The organism is [Flexibacter] sp. ATCC 35208 (genome assembly GCF_001975825.1).
GTDB lineage: Bacteria > Bacteroidota > Bacteroidia > Chitinophagales > Chitinophagaceae > Chitinophaga.
On the sequence record NZ_MTKN01000009.1, the window covers coordinates 1 to 18,092 of the forward strand.

Annotated in this window: 12 protein-coding genes; 4 read left to right on the plus strand and 8 right to left on the minus strand. The window is 44.7% G+C overall.

The window, feature by feature from the left end; all coding sequences use genetic code 11:
• Positions 1-311: 311 nt before the first annotated feature.
• From BW716_RS08060 to BW716_RS08085, 6 genes are all read right to left on the minus strand, one after another.
• Positions 312-2,867: a prolyl oligopeptidase family serine peptidase gene (locus BW716_RS08060; protein ID WP_083722026.1), complete on the minus strand. Its 2,556-nt coding sequence runs from the start codon at positions 2,865-2,867 to the stop codon at positions 312-314.
• Complete coding sequence (locus tag BW716_RS08065) at positions 2,867-4,864, minus strand: TlpA disulfide reductase family protein (RefSeq protein WP_179091040.1); 1,998 nt, start codon at positions 4,862-4,864, stop codon at positions 2,867-2,869. The genes BW716_RS08060 and BW716_RS08065 overlap by 1 nt, the downstream gene beginning before the upstream one ends.
• A gap of 75 nt (positions 4,865-4,939) precedes the next feature.
• Positions 4,940-6,298 carry a RagB/SusD family nutrient uptake outer membrane protein gene (locus BW716_RS08070; RefSeq protein WP_083722028.1) on the minus strand — a complete coding sequence of 453 codons (1,359 nt, stop codon included), beginning with the start codon at positions 6,296-6,298 and terminating at the stop codon, positions 4,940-4,942.
• Positions 6,298-9,834, minus strand: a complete 3,537-nt coding sequence (locus BW716_RS08075) for a SusC/RagA family TonB-linked outer membrane protein (RefSeq protein WP_179091041.1) — start codon at positions 9,832-9,834, stop codon at positions 6,298-6,300. The genes BW716_RS08070 and BW716_RS08075 overlap by 1 nt, the downstream gene beginning before the upstream one ends.
• A 248-nt stretch (positions 9,835-10,082) precedes the next feature.
• Positions 10,083-11,216, minus strand: coding sequence for a FecR family protein (locus BW716_RS08080; protein WP_083722030.1), 1,134 nt, complete (start codon positions 11,214-11,216; stop codon positions 10,083-10,085).
• Positions 11,217-11,271: 55 nt separating this feature from the next.
• Positions 11,272-11,856 (minus strand): RNA polymerase sigma factor, encoded by a 585-nt coding sequence (locus BW716_RS08085; protein ID WP_179091042.1) that lies wholly within the window; start codon positions 11,854-11,856, stop codon positions 11,272-11,274.
• Positions 11,857-12,066: 210 nt separating this feature from the next.
• On the opposite strand from BW716_RS08085, the gene BW716_RS08090 reads away from it, so the two are divergent.
• The 3 genes from BW716_RS08090 (at position 12,067) to BW716_RS08100 (ending at position 14,022) form a co-directional block, all read left to right on the plus strand.
• Entirely contained in the window at positions 12,067-12,861 is a 795-nt protein-coding gene (locus tag BW716_RS08090; protein WP_083722032.1) for a HipA family kinase, read from the plus strand.
• Positions 12,839-13,222, plus strand: a complete 384-nt coding sequence (locus BW716_RS08095) for a DUF3037 domain-containing protein (RefSeq protein ID WP_083722033.1) — start codon at positions 12,839-12,841, stop codon at positions 13,220-13,222. Before BW716_RS08090 ends, BW716_RS08095 begins: the two co-directional genes overlap by 23 nt.
• 68 nt (positions 13,223-13,290) lie before the next feature.
• Positions 13,291-14,022 (plus strand): T9SS type A sorting domain-containing protein, encoded by a 732-nt coding sequence (locus BW716_RS08100; protein WP_083722034.1) that lies wholly within the window; start codon positions 13,291-13,293, stop codon positions 14,020-14,022.
• On the opposite strand, the gene BW716_RS08105 is transcribed toward BW716_RS08100, so the two are convergent.
• On the minus strand, positions 14,008-16,368 hold the full coding sequence (locus BW716_RS08105; protein ID WP_083722035.1) for a GAF domain-containing protein: 2,361 nt from the start codon (positions 16,366-16,368) through the stop codon (positions 14,008-14,010). The genes BW716_RS08100 and BW716_RS08105 overlap by 15 nt on opposite strands.
• A 79-nt stretch (positions 16,369-16,447) precedes the next feature.
• Between BW716_RS08105 and BW716_RS08110 the strand changes: the two genes are divergently transcribed.
• The gene (locus BW716_RS08110; RefSeq protein WP_083722036.1) at positions 16,448-16,705 is read left to right on the plus strand and encodes a hypothetical protein; all 258 of its coding nucleotides are present in this window, start codon (positions 16,448-16,450) and stop codon (positions 16,703-16,705) included.
• Here the strand turns inward: BW716_RS08110 and BW716_RS08115 are convergent.
• Entirely contained in the window at positions 16,691-17,938 is a 1,248-nt protein-coding gene (locus BW716_RS08115) for an ectonucleotide pyrophosphatase/phosphodiesterase (protein WP_083722037.1), read from the minus strand. The two genes, BW716_RS08110 and BW716_RS08115, sit on opposite strands and share 15 nt — an antisense overlap.
• Between the last annotated feature and the right edge of the window lie 154 nt (positions 17,939-18,092).

The window sequence follows — 18,092 nt, forward strand, 5'->3', positions numbered from 1 at the left end:
AAGTATAAACAACTTCTATATAAAACAAATTATCACCTAATTTTTACTGAAATTATTTTTCAGTCAATAAAAAAAGCCACTACCTTGAAAGGTAGCGGCGGATCATTTTATCAACCAAAATCAAAATCAAATATTTAAAATTAATCTCCTATTAAAATGAATTATCCATTTACCTATCTAGAACTCATTTCACAAATAGGCATTTGTAATTGATAATCAATACTTAAATGATAATTATGAAATGAGTTCTAATTGTATTATTCAGGTATCTGCATTATTCCTTTTCCGTCAGATCAATCATTTTCCCTCTCTTAATATTTCTGATCTACATTTCTCTCATCCACACTTATCCCCTCACTCATCCATCCCGGCATAGCCGTCTTCTTCAAATAATGATCAAAAAAACCTTGCATACGAATGGTAAAATCCTTCTGCGCCGGCAAATCTTCCAACGTATGATTACCACCTTTATAATTCAGTAACCACGCCGGACGCTGCAACCTACGCATACTCAGGAACAGATCCAGTCCTTGTGTAAAAGGTACTGCTCCATCTTTATCGTTATGAAAGATCATCAATGGTGTATGTATCTTATCAGCATTAAAAATAGCAGAATTGCTAATATACCCTTCCTTATCTTCCCACAGGCTCTTCCCCATTCTATACTGCTCTGATTCAAACTTAAACAGACATGGCGCACCATTCTGTCGCATCGCCGTATAGTTGTAAGTCATATTCACCACACCCGCACCAATATTCGCACATTTAAATACATCCGTTCTTGTCACGAGGTAAGCGGCTTCATAACCACCAAAGCTATGACCCTGTAAACCAACTGCATCTTTATCAGCAATTTTTTTATCAATCAGAGATTTCACCCCACTCACCACACAATTATACACACTCTCACCCGGCTTACCTATCACATAATGCACATCCGGGCGAAATACCAGGTACCCATTGCTTACATAGGTACTAATATTGATCGTACTTGTGCTATACTCAGGTACAATATATTCATGCAGATCCTGGGAATGTGTTTCATAGAAATCTACAATCATAGGATAAACTTTTGTTGAATCATATCCCTCCGGCAGGTACAACAAACCTTCGTCATCTCTGCCATCAAAAGTTTTCCAACTTACTACCTTCACATCACCCCATTTGTAATCTTCCTGTTGCGGATTAAAATCAGTCAGTTGCCTTGTTTTCTTAAAATCAATATCACCATACCATATATCCGGGTTGACCTGGTAACTTTCCTTTGTAAAGATGCAGGAACGACCATCACCTGATATAGAACCAATCTTCACATTATAATCCGGATTATCTGCTACGCTTTCTACTTTCCCCACAGATTGCAATTTGTACAATCCACGTGACTTTGTATTTTCATTGAAACTACGCAGCAATATAGGCTTGCTCAGATCCATCCGTTCCATATATTCCGCTCCGTTCAGGCGCAACACCACTTTATGCTGACGGCCATACTGACCTGTCAGTGAATAAGGTTTGCGCTGACCTGTCAGGTCTACCGCCCACATATCATACCTGTCATAGAATACCGCCGTATTCCCACCATCCAGGTAGCCTGCCAGCCCATAAGCAGGATTACGCCCCGGTTGGTCCCACTCCTCATCATTCACAGGAAAACCAATCTGATCAGAGATGTTTATAAAATTGCCTGTACTCAGATCAATCTTTTCCCATATCTTTTTCTGTGTATCATAGTAAATAGCGAATTTACCATTCGGGCTCCAACCCGGCGTTTCATAACTATCTTTTGCAATCAGTCTTTTTTCTCCTGTATGGACATTTACCAGGTAAATGTCCACATTGCTATTATAGCGGTAATCGATATCCACTTTGTAAGGAGCCGGATCCAATGCAAGCACATAATCAAATGCTTCGCTGGATGGTGTCACCAGCTGACCATACATTTCAGGTGCTACTTCTACCACCGTCTTTGTATCGATGTTATACACAAACTTCGCCTGGTTCATCATGTTCTTGTCATACACCCCCCTGCGTTGCAAACGTTGTGTCACCGGCTCATTCCATGTCCACAGTTCCAGCTGGAAACCGGTATTCTGTGGTTGCGGACGCATCACAGGTTGCGCTGTACGCATTACATCAAGTACAAACTGTTTGGTTCCTGCTGTAACTGGCGGCGCCTGTTCGTTTACGCTATAACCTGCAGGTGCTTTTACGTCCCTGTAATCAAACACGAAGGTGGCCTTTCCACTTTTTATAGAAAAATAATACACCTTTTTGTCAGACAAGACCGTCCCCTCTTTCCTGCCCATATTAAAGTTAAAATCATCAATCGGTCCTGTAAACAACACCGCATGTTTTCCCTTTAACGGACCTGCCAGCAACTGGTTTCCCTTGACGTAAATAACCCCGCCGTCATAGAAATTACACCTGCCTACACCATTCAGTACAGTGCTGTCGCCAGTGTTTATATCTACGACTACCTGTTTACCGGAAGCGCTGTAACTCAAAGTCGTACCATTGTCATTACCAACAAAATAGCTACTCCGGGTCCAGTATTCTTCATGTCCGTCTTTCAAACGTCTCAGCACAGTGGAATCATTTCTGGTGAACTTTATCCACTTTCCCCTGCCTATAAATTCAGGACTGTTCATATTACTAAAGGTGGTCGCTTTGCCACTCGCCGTATTCACCAGGTACTGTAAGCCCTGCTCATCTCCGCTATAGCGGTACAGCATCCACTGACCATCGTAGGATAGGGATGGCGTTCCAATTCTTTTCCATTCGTTATACGCAGTCGTATCGATTGTTTTTTTCTGAGCGACTGCGACCTGCATTCCCAGCAGTGCCACCAGCATTAATTTCCCTTTCATCAATTCTCATTTTTTAACAGGTCAATTACATAGCTCAGTTCATCCACCAGTTTGCTCGCACTACCACCATATCCTTCTGATGTCCAGCGGATCACGCCATTCTTCAGCACCACCTTGCGTGGAATACCTGATGACCTGAACACCGATACCATAGATCTGAATACCTGGTCCTGTGCACCTTTGCCTGTAATTTCATCCAACAATACATTGAAGCGGTAACCTGATTTGCTAATATAGCTCTTGATTTCCTCTTTATAGTTTTTATTGGCAGCCTGCGTAGCAATAAAATAAAATGCGACATGCTTATCTTTCGCATATTTATCTACCACCATCTGCATACCGGGGAATGCTGATTTACAAGGTGTACACCACATGGCCCAGAAATCTATCACTACTATTTTATCTTTAAAATCTGTAGCACTGCTAACCGTCCTGCCATTTAAATCTTTTAATTTAAATGGAGTATATTTTTCACTGATCAGGTGAGACTTAATTTCAGATCTAAACTTCTCTACATCTGCAGCAGGTTTCAGCCTTTCCATATATGCATCAAAACCATCTTCCTTCCCATTCATTGCTACATATTCCTTCTTCAGTTTCTCAATCATACCCGGCGTAGCTGCATTATTACTTACACCTGTTTCCAGTACTGCCGCTGCCTGTGCTGTATTGCCGGTATGCTCCAGGATGTCGATATGTGCATCATTCAGTTTTGCATTGGTATAGATAAAGGCTGGAGAGATCATACGAAGATAGGGCATCGCTTCTGCATAGCGGCCCATTTTGTCCAGCATGCGTACCTGTACAGCCAGTTTTTTATCCAGCTGACTCATTGCAAATTCATCTGCCTGGTTGGGAGTAAAGCGCAGGTTTTCATTGTAAGAGCCATCATGTACTTTGCTGATCAGTTCTTTCATCATGGCATTTCCTAAAGGATATATACTATCCAGCGGCATACTGTTTGTCATGAAATGACGTTCTACATTCCAGCGATAAATTTCTACCAGGGAAGCGAAGTCCATTTGTGGCAGCAATGCAATCAGTTTATCGAATTGTCCTGTTGCCACATAGCCAACTGCGAGTTCCCTATAGATGCCGTAGTACATATACTGCTGTTCAGCACCGGAATCTTTGCGCATTTCTGCAACCGGGAAGTCCTGCAAAAATTTCTCCATCTTACCCAGTTTAGCATCGTTCTGCTCACTATTATAAGCAGCCGTATATGCCTGATGGCGTGCCTGACGACCATGAGGATATTTAGCTAATAATACTGCTTTTACAGAATCCCCTTTGTGGGTATCTTTCAGTTCAAACTGATAAGTGCTAAAGATCTGGTAATAGTTAGATTCATCGATGTCTGGTAAACCTGCCAGACGAACGAGGTTTCTCTCCACCTTTTCATTGTATTCATCACCCAGGCTCATTTTCAGCATAGCCAGGTAATCACCGAAATAACGTGGCATGTACTGGGGATAATTTTTCATTTCCTTACGTATCCACATTTCCAGCGCTTCATCACTGATATTGAATTTTTCGAAGTATCCCTGCGGCGCATGACCGAAGGAAGGTTTACGGAATAAACCCCATGCCAGTGCGCCACCAGGCAGCGCTACACCCTGTTTATTAATAGTGGTTTCTGCAAAGCCATAATCACTATTGTTATCATAAGCGGCGATCTGACCATCCTGTTCTACATAGAATTTGAATGCTACAAACGCACAGTTCTCCGGCACTAAATATTTTGCATCATAGGTGCCATTGTGCAACTGCAGGTTCACATCATCCAATCCCCATCTGTAGTTGCGGTAGGTGTACACCATCCCACGGATATGCTCCTTTCCTGCCAGCGGACCGCCAGCGGGATTGTAATGAATGGTCAACGTATCGCCTGCTACGGGCACACCACTTTTTTGTAACCTGCTGCTATCTGTCTGGCTAAAGCCAACACCTGGCACCGCCAGCATCATAGCCAGCGCACTGATCCATGTATACTTCATTGTTGGGTTGTTTGTAAGGCGTACGGGAGAGAGCTGTGACACTCTCCCCCAACACCTCATTATGGTTGGTTTTTGTTACTCTGGATTTTGTTCTATCTCTGGATTTAACAGGATATACTTGTTGCCAATCGGGAAAACATAGCGATTACTGTTTGGCAATAATGTAGTGGTGACACCCTTAAAAGTGCGGGATATTGTTACCTGGTAGGCCGCATCTTTGTTCAGGCGTTTCTGGTCAAACCATCTGAGACCTGTACCGAAAAATTCTCTTCTTCTTTCTGCGATCACGAGTTGCATCGCGTCTGCACCGGTAGCTGCATCTACTGCTACGTAGTCGGTAGTAGCAAAACGTTTTTCACGGATGGAGTTGATCATACTCACAGCAGTGCTGGCATCATTTGAGCGGGCAGCTGCTTCGGCTATGATCAGCATCATTTCAGGCACGTTTGGCCCCTGGTAGAGCGGATAGTACTCGCGTGTATACATATAGCGGGAGTAGCCGTAACCGTTGAATGTAGGATAGAAGTTACTACCTGGACTTACGAACAGTTTATAACGCAGATCATTCGTACCCAGCAATGTGAGCAACGCTGTATCCAGCTGCATACCCTGGTAATATCCATTGCTGACCTTAGAGAAGATCACTTCAGGATCTTTCAGACGCTGTGGAAAGTCGGAAGTGCTGGTCTGGTAATTACGCAGGTCAAGCAAACCATTCTGCAATGCCAGCGCCTGTTCTGCATAACTACGCGCTTTGTCAAACTGTCTTATGCACAGGTATACTCTTGCCAGTACCGCATACACACCTGCTTTGGATGGACGGGTATTGTAGTCTGGCAAAGATGGCAATGCATCTACAGATGCCAGCAGGTCAGTCAGGATCTGGTTGTACACAGTCTGTACAGAAGCCCTCTTCAAACTGGCGTACAAATCAGTAGATACCACCATAGGTATACCCAGGTCAGTAGAAGCTGTTGTACTGTCATACTGTTTACCATATAGATTTACCAGTACCCAAAAGGTATATGCACGATGTACCAATGCTTCAGCATAAATCTGCTTTTTATCGGCATCTGTACCTTTTGTACTGTTCAGCACACCTTCCAGCGTGAGGTTACAGTTGTAAATGGTTTTATACATTTTATCCCAGTCAGCATCAGATTGTGCATCTGCCCAGTATTGAGATTTCCATTGATAAGCATTGTAATAGATATCAGTCATCTGGATCTGTTTGTTCGTATCCAGGAACCGGGTATCATCGTTGGAATAGGTAGCCAGCCCGAAACAGTTCTCCATTTCGCTGGAGTTATCCATCAGCGCCCTGTAATCACTGGTATAGGTCAGCACCCGCTGTCCTATCTGATCGATCTCCACGTATTTTCGGCAACCTGTTGCTAACAGTGCAACCGCTATATAGAAAATTACTTTTTTCATTAGAATGATGCATTAATGTTAAACAAATAGCTGGTCACCGGAGGCGCACTGTAAAAACTGCTGCTGGCGTTCAGGTACTGCGGATCATATTTTTCCTTGTTCGCTGCCCAGATCATCCCCAGGTTACGCACATTGCCACTAATGGAAAGGCTCTTGATCACCTTCTTAGGCAACATGCTTTGTGGGAAATGATAACCCAGTGAAATCTGCTGCAGGCGGATATTGTCGCCACTTCTTAACAGCTTATCTGAAAATTGATAACGCTGGAAGCTATTGTAGTTCAGGTTATCGAGGCCAGGCACTATCGTGTGTGCTTCGTCACCTGCTTCACGCCATCTCTTTGCAAAATCTTCCTGGCGACCCAGTACACCATAGAAAGAAGAGTACTGAGGATAACCATTCACTGATGGTTTCATAAACTTACCACCCATGTAATAAGTAATCTGTACCTGCAGGTCAAAATTCTTATACCTGAAGTTGTTCAGGAATCCCCCATAGTAAGGAGCAGCTTTCACACCTGCATATTTCAGGTCATCTTTACTAAAAGTGGTTGGAATCGCTTCTGTACTTTTGATGATCTTATTATTCTTATCGTAGATCTGCGTCTGACCGGTTTCATCCAGGCCTGCAGAACGGTATACAAACTGAGCTCCGATTGGATAACCATCCAACGTCTGTGCACCGCCTAAGAGAGCATTCACAGTAAAATTGTTGTAACGGCTGTCTGTTACCTTATTAGTGCTGTAAGCAAAGTTGATGTTAGACCTGAAGGTCATATCTTTTGTATCCATCCAGGTGGCTGTCAGCCCCAGGTCAATACCATGGCTCTGGAGTTTACCTGAGTTGAAGTATACGTAAGACCATCCATAAGTAGAGTTGTACGGCTGGTACACTACAATACCATTGCTCCATTTATGATATACATCGATGCTGGCAGTGAGGCGGTTGTTGAACACGCCGATATCCAGGCCACCATTCAGGGTGCGGGTAGTTTCCCATTGCAGCTGCTGGTTAGCCGGATTGCTGATAGTACCTGTTGGCAACTGTGTGTTATTGTCAGTAGAACCCAGGGTAATGACGGCTATATTATAACCTGCCAATGGAACAGAACCACCTGTACCGTAAGTCAGCCGTGCACTCAGGTTACTCAGCCAGCTGAATGACTGCATAAAGTTTTCCTGCTGAACGTTCCATTTACCACCTATAGACCAGAAAGGTTTTGCACGTTTGCTGCGATCAATACCTAACAGGGTATAATCATCAAAGCGGGCACTACCAGACAGGTCATACTTCGCTTTGTAATTGTAAGCCACATTACCAAAGTAAGACAGGTAACGGTTCCTCTGCTCTGTGATGGCACTCAGGTTATTACCAATCTGCTGGGTGTACCCATACATTGTATTGTAATAGGTGGATGGATCGATGGAACCAAAGGTATTTGCATCCTGATCATATCCATAACGGGTACTCGCATCACCTTTTGTATACGTCTGGCGTATTTCAGAACCTGCCAGCGCTGTAATGTGATGATAACTGTGAATGGTTTTATTGAAATTCAGTTGTCCGCGCAGTGCATATTCACTGTTCATAGACTGCTGGATATAATAAGTACCCCCGTAAGGAATACTATACACTGGTCTGCCCGTAGTAGAAGATATAGTAGTAAAAGTATTCATATTCATACGACCCACATAGCTGTCTATTTCATTGATCGTGCTCAGGTAATAGTTATAACGCTGATACTGACCAGATACATCTGCTGTCAGCCATGGCGTGATCTTAACATTGATACCGGAATTGAATCGGGCTGTATTGGCAGTACTCTTGTTATTGCTATAGTTTAACTCCTGGATAGCGTTATAGGTAAAGGGAAGATAACCAAGGTTCGTCAGGCTGTCTGCAAATTCCGGACGGAATTTAATAGAACGTTGTATCAGGCTACCATCGCTGTTTACCAGCATATCGTATGGACGAAGAGATGTGGTAGTAGCGCCCAATGCATCTACTGCGGCCTGGTTCGTTTTTGTATTAGCAATCTGGTAGCTAAAACCTGTACTGATCGTCACCCTGTTGTTCCACAGTTTATTGGAGAGGTTAGCTGTCAGGTTAGTATTGTCAGCATTGTTACTTCTATAAATTGGATTATCCCTGTTATGGTTGGCAGAGATGTAATAAGAATTGACATCATTACCACCGGAAATAGACAGGTTATACTGCTGTGAGATTGCTTTGCGTAGCAGGTATTGCCTGATCTGTCCTTCATTACTGCGTTTAGAAATTTCATCTATGGCCGCATCCGCTTCTGCCTGTGTCGCTTCGCCACGCTGTACTTTGAAGAGCCATTCCTGCACTTCACTTGGATTACTTGCATACAAAGGATCATAATAATCACTCTGCTTGGCATCAGTAATAAATCCCTTGTTCACCAGGTCTTTTTCCAGGTCTACATACTCAGCAGTGCTCATCCAGTGCATTTTGGAAAATTTTGGCGCAGACGCCACCCCAACGGTGGAAGAAAAGTTCAACGTAGGTAACCCTTTCTTACCGTGCTTGGTCGTGATCACGATCACACCATTCGCACCTTTTGCCCCCCATACAGAAGTGGCTACCGCATCCTTGAGGAAAGTGATCTGGTCAATATCTTCAGGGTTGATTTTAGACAGTACAGTATTGTTGGCCATCTGGGAATTACCAATGGAGGTCAGTCTTTGGTTATCACCGACAGCAATCATGGGGAAACCATCTATCACCACCAGCGGTTCTGAATTAGTAGCATAGGTATTGGTACTTCTGATCTGTACAAGACCGGTGTTCACATCTATTTTCACACCCGGTACCTTACCTTCCAGTCTTTGCATGATATCAATTGTAGGTGTAGCTGCAATTTCTTTTGCAGTGATCACACCATAAGACCCTGTAGCTCTTTCTTTGGAAATCGTCTGGTAACCGGTGCTCACACTCACAGTAACTTCATCTACATTCACCACCTGTCTTTTCAAAGCAATATCCAGTGTGGTGGTATTGGTGATCTTTATCTCCTGTGGCTCAAACCCTACAAATGTAATTACCAGCACATCGCCCACTTTTGCATTCAGGTCAAAATACCCTTTTGAATTGGTGATCACAGACACGGGGCTATTCTTCACCTTCACAGTCGCACCTTCCAGCGGGTATCCACCGGCCTCGTGCACGATACCTTCTACAGGTACAGTACTGATCACTTCAGGTACACCCGGCAGTTTTATCTTCTTACTCACGAAGATCGTCTGCTCGCGGATCAGGTATTGCAGGGATTGATTTTTGAAGATCAGTTCCAGGAACTGGTTCAGCGGCATGTTAGTCGCTGCTACAGAAACCGGAGCGGCTTCAGACAATAATTCACGGTCACAGAATACGAGATATCCTGTTTGTATACGAATAGTAGAAAATGTTTTTTCCAGCGAGATATTATTGCCGGACATTGTCACTGATTGAGATCGACCACTTGCATAAACCCCCATGAATGCAACGGTCATTAATACGATGGTTAGCTTCATAACTAACATAATTTTGGCTGACAACCGGCTTCCATAAAGCCGGTAAAAAGGCATGACACGGTCGGCCCGGTCACAAAAAGCAATTTTTTGCATACCTTGCATTTGGTTTGGTTGATTGAAAAATTCAGTTGTCCCTAAATAATTGTCTATTCAGTGCATCCGGACCTTAGCCGCTCAGAATCCTACCTCTGGGCGGTTTTTCGTTTAGACGAACTTATATTGAAAAACAATTCACATGGTTGTGGTGCTTACGGTAATACGATCAGCCGTTTACCTTCAATTCTAAAATGTACCCCTGATAGTTTTAACCCTTCCAGTACCTGTGCCAGGCTTAGGTTACGACCTATTTCGCCATAGAATCGGCTGGTTGGAATACCCTGTTCATAAACCACCTCGATATCATACCATCTGGCCAGCTGATGCATGACCGCCTCTACTCCCAAATCATCGAAGTTGAAGACCCCATCTTTCCAGGCTGTTACCTGTGCTGTGTTTATGTGACTGTTTACTGTGATATCATCGTTCACCTGCGCCTGTTGGCCCGGTTGCAATACAACCGCTGCGGCACCTTTGTTCACCCTGATACTTCCCTGTATCAGGGTCGCTTTGATTTGCTGTTCGTCAGTATAGGCATTGATATTGAACTGTGTGCCCAGTACCTGTACTTTCATTTGGTTGGCTACTTCTACTACAAAAGGATGAACTGCATCTTTTGCTACATCGAAGAAGGCTTCACCCGTAATCGTGACGGTCCTATCACTACCTGTAAAGGCGGTGGGATATTTGAGGGAACTACCTGCATTGAGCCATACAGTGGTACCATCCGGCAATACCAGTTTGAACTGCCTGGCATTCGGCGTATGGATCATGTTGTAGCTCACGGAGGCGGCTTTGTCTGCATTGTAGCTCAGACTACCATTCTTTAATGTCACCGTGGTTCCATTCTGGTTGGCAATCACCCCATTACCGGTACTATCCAGGGCTATGACCTGGCCGTTCGCGAGGGTGAGCACGGCACCACTTTTACCGGGTTGTACATCATTCACTGTTGCGACTTCCATTGGTGGTAAAGGTCTGCGTTGTGGTTTGAAAACGTACCAGGCGGAGGCGCCCAGTACAATGATGGCCGCTGCAGCAGCAGCGCGGCGCAGGAATGGCATTCTCCTGACTACCCCTTCTTTATGTTGTAAGCGCTCCTGCATTGAAGACAGAAACGCAGGCGACGCTGGCACATAATCCACTTCTCCTGCCTGTTGCAGGATACGATGGAACGCATCGGCCTCCACTTCAGCATACCAGCTAAAAAAAGCCAGCTCCTCCGCTTCGGTCAGTGTACCGCTCCTGTATTTATGAATTAAATGGATGATCTGCTCGTCGCTCATATACTAGAGACGAACTCGTGAAAGATTCGTATACGCTGTTTTGAAAAAAAAAATGCTAATGGCCCCTGGACCAGACGATGAGGAGGAAGGTAAATATGCCACCATGCTCATTCAGGAGCTTTTTGAGGGTATGAAAAGCTGTGTAAAAATGTTTTTTGACGGTGACTACAGCGATCCCGCATTTGGCGGCAATTTCTTCAAAACTGAGTCCTTCCTGTGTGCGCAGCAGGAAAATCTCCTTTTTCTGAGGATCGAGGGTATCGATGGCACGGGTGGCAATGTCATGGTATTCTTTATAAACCAGCTGATGATCACCACCGGTAGTGGCATCGTCCTGATGCCGGAAGATGGTGTCGATGGCTTTCAGGTGAACCTTTTTGCGCCGGAGGAGGTCGAACAGGAGGTTTTTGGCTACCCGGAAGGCGTAGTCTTCAAATGACCGTACCAGTAATAACTTCTCTTTTGTTTTCCAGATACGGAGGAAAGTTTCCTGCAGGATCTCTTCGGTTTCGTCCTTATCCTGGGTAATAAAGGTAATGGCAACCTGCAGACGGGGGTAATGATGGGTATATAAATAACCATATGCCAGCTGATTTCCGTCCGCCGCTTCTCTTACCCATGTTGTGAATTGATCCGTCAAATGATTAATGCAAAATTATGGTGCAAGATACATCGAAAAGGAGTAAGAAATAAGAGTAACCCATACATAAATCGCCCATAAGCCGTAGATAAGCCGCCTCTATATAGATGCGGCTTATCTACGGCTTATGGGCGGGTTATAGGCGGCTTATAGGCGGGTTATCTCCCTGACTGTATGAAGGGTATTACCTCTTTTACCTAACTTGCGGGTATGAATCAACAACCTGAGCTTAGAACCGTTAGCGTAACAAGATATGTCACGCCGCTTCGGGAAGGTGGCTCCCTACCCGCCATCGCTGAAGCGGATGACGGTTTCCTGTATGTACTGAAATTCCGGGGTGCCGGCCAGGGTATCAAAGCCCTGGTAGCCGAACTGATAGGAGGAGAAATAGCCCGCGCATTAGGATTGAAAATGCCGGAAATCGTGTTTGCCAACCTGGATAGTGCCTTTGGCCGTACGGAACCCGATGAGGAAATACAGGACCTCCTGAAGGCCAGCGTTGGTCTGAACCTGGGTGTCCATTACCTGTCAGGTGCTGTCACCTACGATCCGGTGGTGACTAAAATAGACCCTGAACTGGCATCGTCTATTGTATGGATGGACTGCCTGCTTACCAATGTAGACCGTACCCCCCGCAATACCAATATGCTCATGTGGCACAGAGAGCTTTGGCTCATAGACCATGGCGCTTCCCTGTACTTTCACCACTCCTGGAATAACTGGGAGGAATCTGCCAAAAAGCCGTTTGTACAGGTCAAAGACCACGTACTGCTGCCACAGGCCAATATGATCGCGGAAGCAGATACGCAACTGAAAGCAATACTGACACCTGAAAAGATCAGGGGAATCGTGCACCTGATCCCTGACGTATGGTTGCAGGAATGGCCTTCCGGCGAATCGCCGGATGATGTAAGACAGGTATATTATAATTTCTTAACTACACGCCTCGCCGTGTCTGAAATATTTGTAAAAGAAGCACAACATGCAAGAGAAGCACTTATATGAGTATGCTGTCATTCGCGTAGTTCCCAGTGTGGTACGCGAAGAGTTTCTCAATATAGGTGTGATCCTGTATTGTAAACAACAGCGGTATCTGCAAACCATTTATACCCTGAACGAGGAAAAGATCAGGAGCCTGGCGCCGGATATCGATATGGAGGAACTAAACGCATACCTGGTTGCCTTTGAACAGATTGCCGCAGGACATCGTGATGCGGGACCGATTGCCAAACTGGACCAACCCTCCCGTTTTCGCTGGCTGACTGCAACAAGAAGTACGATTATTCAATCATCTAAAGTACATCCGGGATTGTGTGGGGACCTGCCTGGAACATTGCAGCGCTTACATGCACAATTAGTTTTATAATAAAATATTTTTTATTGCGTTATGTAATAGCCGTATTCCATATCTCTTATTGATATTAAAACCTATCCATGAAACTTTACTTACTGTGCTGTATATCATTGCTGACGGCTATCCTGTCTGTACAAGCACAGGATACCATTCCCCCTGCACCCGTAGGCAGCACGATTTACCTGCTCAACGATGTCTGGCTCATGTCTGCCGCTGACAGGTATGGCCCTATGAAATGCGATCATACCTCCATCAGCGCCTCCGAACAATTTATAATTGTCGATGCCGGTGACAGCACCATCGCCCTGCAGGGTAGTAACGGTCGCTATGTTACATCTACCAGCCCAATGCGTTGTACCAGCACGATGATTGATCACAACTCCCGTTTTAAATGGGTAGGCCTGAGCAACAATACTGTTGCATTGCAAAATTTAAAAGGAGAATTTGTCTTTATGGAGAGCAACCTGCTGAGCCTGAACTGCAATGCGAAAGAGATCAATACCGGTACGACCTTTACATGGAGCGCCGTGTCTGTCTCCTCACAGGAAGAGAAAACCGCCGCCGCCGATCTGACAGTCTTTCCTAATCCCGCATCCGGCAATGTCAATATTAAGTATGAATTGCAAACCGCTGCTGAGGTATTAATTGAATTTTACAATAGCCGGGGTGCTTTGGTGAAATCTTTCCTGGGTGGTTTGCAGGAAGGTACCACCCGCCTGAATGTGGGCATCAGTGACCTGGAGGCTGGCATGTACCTCGTGCGACTGACTTCTAAAGGCATTAAAGAAACGAAGAAACTAATCGTTCAGTGAAGATTCGTACACCACACCTACACGCAAAGCCTTGAGACCGCTTAAGCCCTGCAGATCTTCCAGCAACAGGTATTCCAGGTCCCTGCAAAGGGTGTCCTTCTCCTGTAGATATTCGATAAAGGGCAGGTAATCATCCACATCCTTTTCATCGAAATAGATCAGCACGATCTTATCCGGTTGGGTAAGGCGCTCTTCTGTATCCTTGACACGCACTTTGTCAATGCGCTTCTTGATCATCTGGTAACGGATGTTGTAAGCGCCTTCCACATCAAAGCGTCTTTCGTCTGCCCTGAAACTGATATCAATAGTATGGTTGTGAACAAAAATGAGTTGGGTGGTGTGTAAAACCTTAGGCATGTTCGGTAGTAAGGCATGCGTAATGCGTGCAATCGCAGCCATACTGGATAGTTGCCAGAGGCGTAAGTTCTTCAGATGAAAATGATCGAAAGGATGCTGAGGTGCAATAGACTGTCCGATATATGCATCGTACTCTACCCCATCCGTTCTGAACTTTTCAAAGTAACAGGGGTACAGGCTTTGTAACTGGATCTTCTCTATTTCAAAATATTCGTTCACTGCTTCATTGATCAACTGCATAGATACTTCCAGTGAATATTTTTCACCGGTCGTACTGTTGTTAAAAGTTTCCAGCACTTTCAGGTATTCATCTACCAATGGTTTGCTTTCCGGGTGTCGCACGGCCAGGTGCGAGAGGAATGGTGTTGTTTCTTTTCTTAAGAAACCATTCAGCTTATCTTCGTCATTGGCATACAGCTGGTCTGATCCCAGTATTTCCTGCCACTTACAGCACTTGTAAATCATCTCCTCCAGCAGGGATGATGGATAGCGTTCCTGTAAGGTATTCAGGGTACCACCCAGTAATGACAGGTGAGCATCCAGGTCGGCTACAATAGCTTTGTTCCGTTCTATAGTAGAGTTGCGGATATCTACCGCACCATATAATGGATAGACATTGTCAAAGTGAATATTGAATTCGTTATCCGCTAAATGGCGTTTTTTATCATGCAGGTATTGCCAGGCCACTTCGTTGAACTTCCATTGCACGGCTGGCTGGATAGAGGTAAATTTTTCTTTGATGATGCCTTCTATTTCATAGTTGAACTCATCAATATAGATCTGTAGCAAACGGCCGATGGCTGCCATGGCTGGTTGCAGCAATACAATAACCTTCTCATCAAAAGAAGCGTTTTCCCAGGTATGGATTGCCAATACTCCTACCGGTGTACGATTGTGAAATACCGGCATCAGTGCCAGTGAGCGCACACCCAGTTTACGGAAGTGATCCAGGTGGTCCTGCTGCTGCTGTTTTTCAGAAAATATATCAGGAGAGAAGAAGAAATTTGGATTGGAGAAATATCCTTTGGCCTGCCGGCGGAACTCTTCGGGAGATACACGACCTTCTCCCCATACTTCGGAGAGGATACCGGTACCGCCATTTACATAGCCGTATACAGGTTCATTGTTCACCCTGACAAACGGGAAGAGATCAAACTCGATCTGGTTATTTTTAACCAGCGTCTTCAGCGATTTGATCACATACCTGTAGTTCTCTTCTTCCTTGTCAGGTGTACGGTTCAGGCGTATCCGCTCTATATTATCAATGGCTTTTTCGGCGGTGACGTCTGTGAGATTCAGGATACAGATCCCTCTTATTTTGAAGAGAGACAATGGCAGCATTTCCAGCAGGATGTCATACCCCTCCCCTTCACTCATACGCATATAGAGTTCACTGAAATCCAGCTCAGGCAAAGGACCTTTGGCAGTGACTTCAATGTAATCCATGTTGATCTGCATGGCATAGTATTGCAACAAACCTGTAGCTAAGTTGATACCTGCATGTACATCCGGCAGTTGCGTAGGTGCCTGGAAGTTATACAGCTTCTGCAGTACAAAGGAATATAATGATTTGAGACGATTGTGTTGATAGTCGTCAGCGTTCTTCGTAGTCACATAAATATCGTGGTCATCCCGACGGTTGCGCATCAGTTCATAAAACAGGGTGGTACCGTAGAAAATAATTGGCTGAAAAGGCATGTTCATGGCCCATGCCAGCTCCCTTTCGTTCGTCATGGCAGGCGAAAGACAGGCATACATCAGGTCCAGAAGGGCCTCGTATTTGTCAATATCTGTCAATGGAATTCCCTCCTGCGACAGGTTGTATGTTTCGTAAGTGGCCAGCACCTGCTCATACAAAGTTTTCTTTGCCGTTTGCTCGTTCCTGATCCTGTCACGGAGGCGATTGATAAACGGCTGGAATGATATAGCGGCATCCAGATCCATGCTGGATACCTCAATCCCCGATAAGTCCTGTATTATTTTTTCCATTGGTAGTTGAAGATAGCGAAAACCTGTATACGTATAGCAAATTTAACACCAACCATTCAATTCTTCTTATCTTGCAAGTATGAAATCACCTATCCTTCTTTTCCTGCTCGTTAGTATTTCATGGCAAGGATTCGCTCAATCCAAACAAGGGTATTTTCCTCCCAGGGGCGAATGGCAACAAAAGGAGCCCAGTGCACCGGCCAGTGCTTTTGTACATGTAGGAAATGGGAGTAACCTGATATATGTAGATCCGGAGCATGACTTAGTGGTCGTGATGAGATGGATAGAGTACAAAGCAATGGATGAAATGATAAAAAGAGTTTTATCTGCCCTTTAATATAGGTTGTAATACTTCGAGCCGGCCATCGACCGGTTCTGTGATTTGCAGACCCAATATTTCAGCTACCAGCGGATACACGTGTATATTGGCAAATGTACCAATCCGCTGGTGCGCTTTAAATGCAGGGCCCCACGCCATGAATACGGCATTCATATCCGTGAGATTATTATCAAATCCATGATGACCGGTATGTTGTTCGCCCCGTTTAGGCTGCGCGAAAATATAATACGCATCAGGTACTATTATGATATCACCGATACGGTTGTATTTATCTTCTGTTCCATAATGCCATCTTGCAGGCATTTCATTTTTCCTATAAGCCCTGAAGTGGTCTTCGTGAGATTTATAATATGCATACGCTTCGTTTACCTTTGCTGTATCATCACTGTAAAACATTGCTTTCTCACCACCCCACGACATTTTTAATCCCATATCTTTCAGTTGTATAAGGTGCATTGTATCTACAGCACTCATACCATGATCTGATACTACGATGTAGTTCACAGGCAGGTTCAATGCACTCACTGCTTTCACCATTTTACCGATGCTTTCATCGACAAACTGTACCTGTTGTTTTACCTGTTCTGACTCAGGACCATAGCTGTGCCCGGCATGATCTACCTCAGGGAAGTAAAAGGTGATCAGGTGAGGTCGTTGTGCTGCCGGCAGTTTCAGCCAGTTTACGACGGACTGAATACGGTTGTCGATACCTGTCTTTTCCTGGTAGCGGTATGAGTAGGTAGGACGTGTATTTTGAATAGGACTTTCCGAACCTACCCAGAAATAACTGGCGCTGACCATATGTTGCTTTTCAGCCAGTACCCAGAGCGGGGTTCCGCCGTACCAGGTACCATCTTCCACCGCGTCGCGGTTCTTCATTTCATAGGATTGCTTGCGATTCCTGTCATAGAAGGAATTGTCTACCAGCCCATGATGGGCAGGATACAAACCGGTGATTAGTGTATAGTGGTTAGGAAAGGTCAAACTTGGATAAGAAGGCTGCATGGCAGTGGCTTTCACGCCTTCGCCGGACAGTTCCAGTAAATTTTTTGCCTGGTACTTTTCTGCATAATCGTACCTGAAGCCATCGATAGAGATCATGATGACATAAGGTTTGGCTTCCTGCTCTTTGCTGTTGGTGCGTCCTTGAACAATCTGCTGCGTTGTGTCCTGAGCAAAAGCGAAATGCGTTGATAGCGTGATCAGCATCGCCAGGCAAATGTGTTTCATGTTTGTTTAGATTTCCTGAGAGGCAAAGGTCGGGAGGATTTTTTAACAATTGGGTTAAATAAGTGTTGTTTCTTTTATTTTGCAATCGTTTGCAAATTCCCTATTTTTAAGATGACTATACTGACTGAGAAACTGTCCTCTTTTACGAAAACCT

What these genes read in the sequence shown, in the direction of transcription:
- BW716_RS08060 (WP_083722026.1), bottom strand. Translation starts at nt 2,867, where the DNA reads ATGAAAGGGAAATTAATGCTGGTGGCACTGCTGGGAATGCAGGTCGCA.
- BW716_RS08065 (WP_179091040.1), bottom strand. Translation starts at nt 4,864, where the DNA reads ATGAAGTATACATGGATCAGTGCGCTGGCTATGATGCTGGCGGTGCCA.
- BW716_RS08070 (WP_083722028.1), bottom strand. Translation starts at nt 6,298, where the DNA reads ATGAAAAAAGTAATTTTCTATATAGCGGTTGCACTGTTAGCAACAGGT.
- BW716_RS08075 (WP_179091041.1), bottom strand. Translation starts at nt 9,834, where the DNA reads ATGAAGCTAACCATCGTATTAATGACCGTTGCATTCATGGGGGTTTAT.
- BW716_RS08080 (WP_083722030.1), bottom strand. Translation starts at nt 11,216, where the DNA reads ATGAGCGACGAGCAGATCATCCATTTAATTCATAAATACAGGAGCGGT.
- BW716_RS08090 (WP_083722032.1), top strand. Translation starts at nt 12,067, where the DNA reads ATGAATCAACAACCTGAGCTTAGAACCGTTAGCGTAACAAGATATGTC.
- BW716_RS08095 (WP_083722033.1), top strand. Translation starts at nt 12,839, where the DNA reads ATGCAAGAGAAGCACTTATATGAGTATGCTGTCATTCGCGTAGTTCCC.
- BW716_RS08100 (WP_083722034.1), top strand. Translation starts at nt 13,291, where the DNA reads ATGAAACTTTACTTACTGTGCTGTATATCATTGCTGACGGCTATCCTG.
- BW716_RS08105 (WP_083722035.1), bottom strand. Translation starts at nt 16,368, where the DNA reads ATGGAAAAAATAATACAGGACTTATCGGGGATTGAGGTATCCAGCATG.
- BW716_RS08110 (WP_083722036.1), top strand. Translation starts at nt 16,448, where the DNA reads ATGAAATCACCTATCCTTCTTTTCCTGCTCGTTAGTATTTCATGGCAA.
- BW716_RS08115 (WP_083722037.1), bottom strand. Translation starts at nt 17,938, where the DNA reads ATGAAACACATTTGCCTGGCGATGCTGATCACGCTATCAACGCATTTC.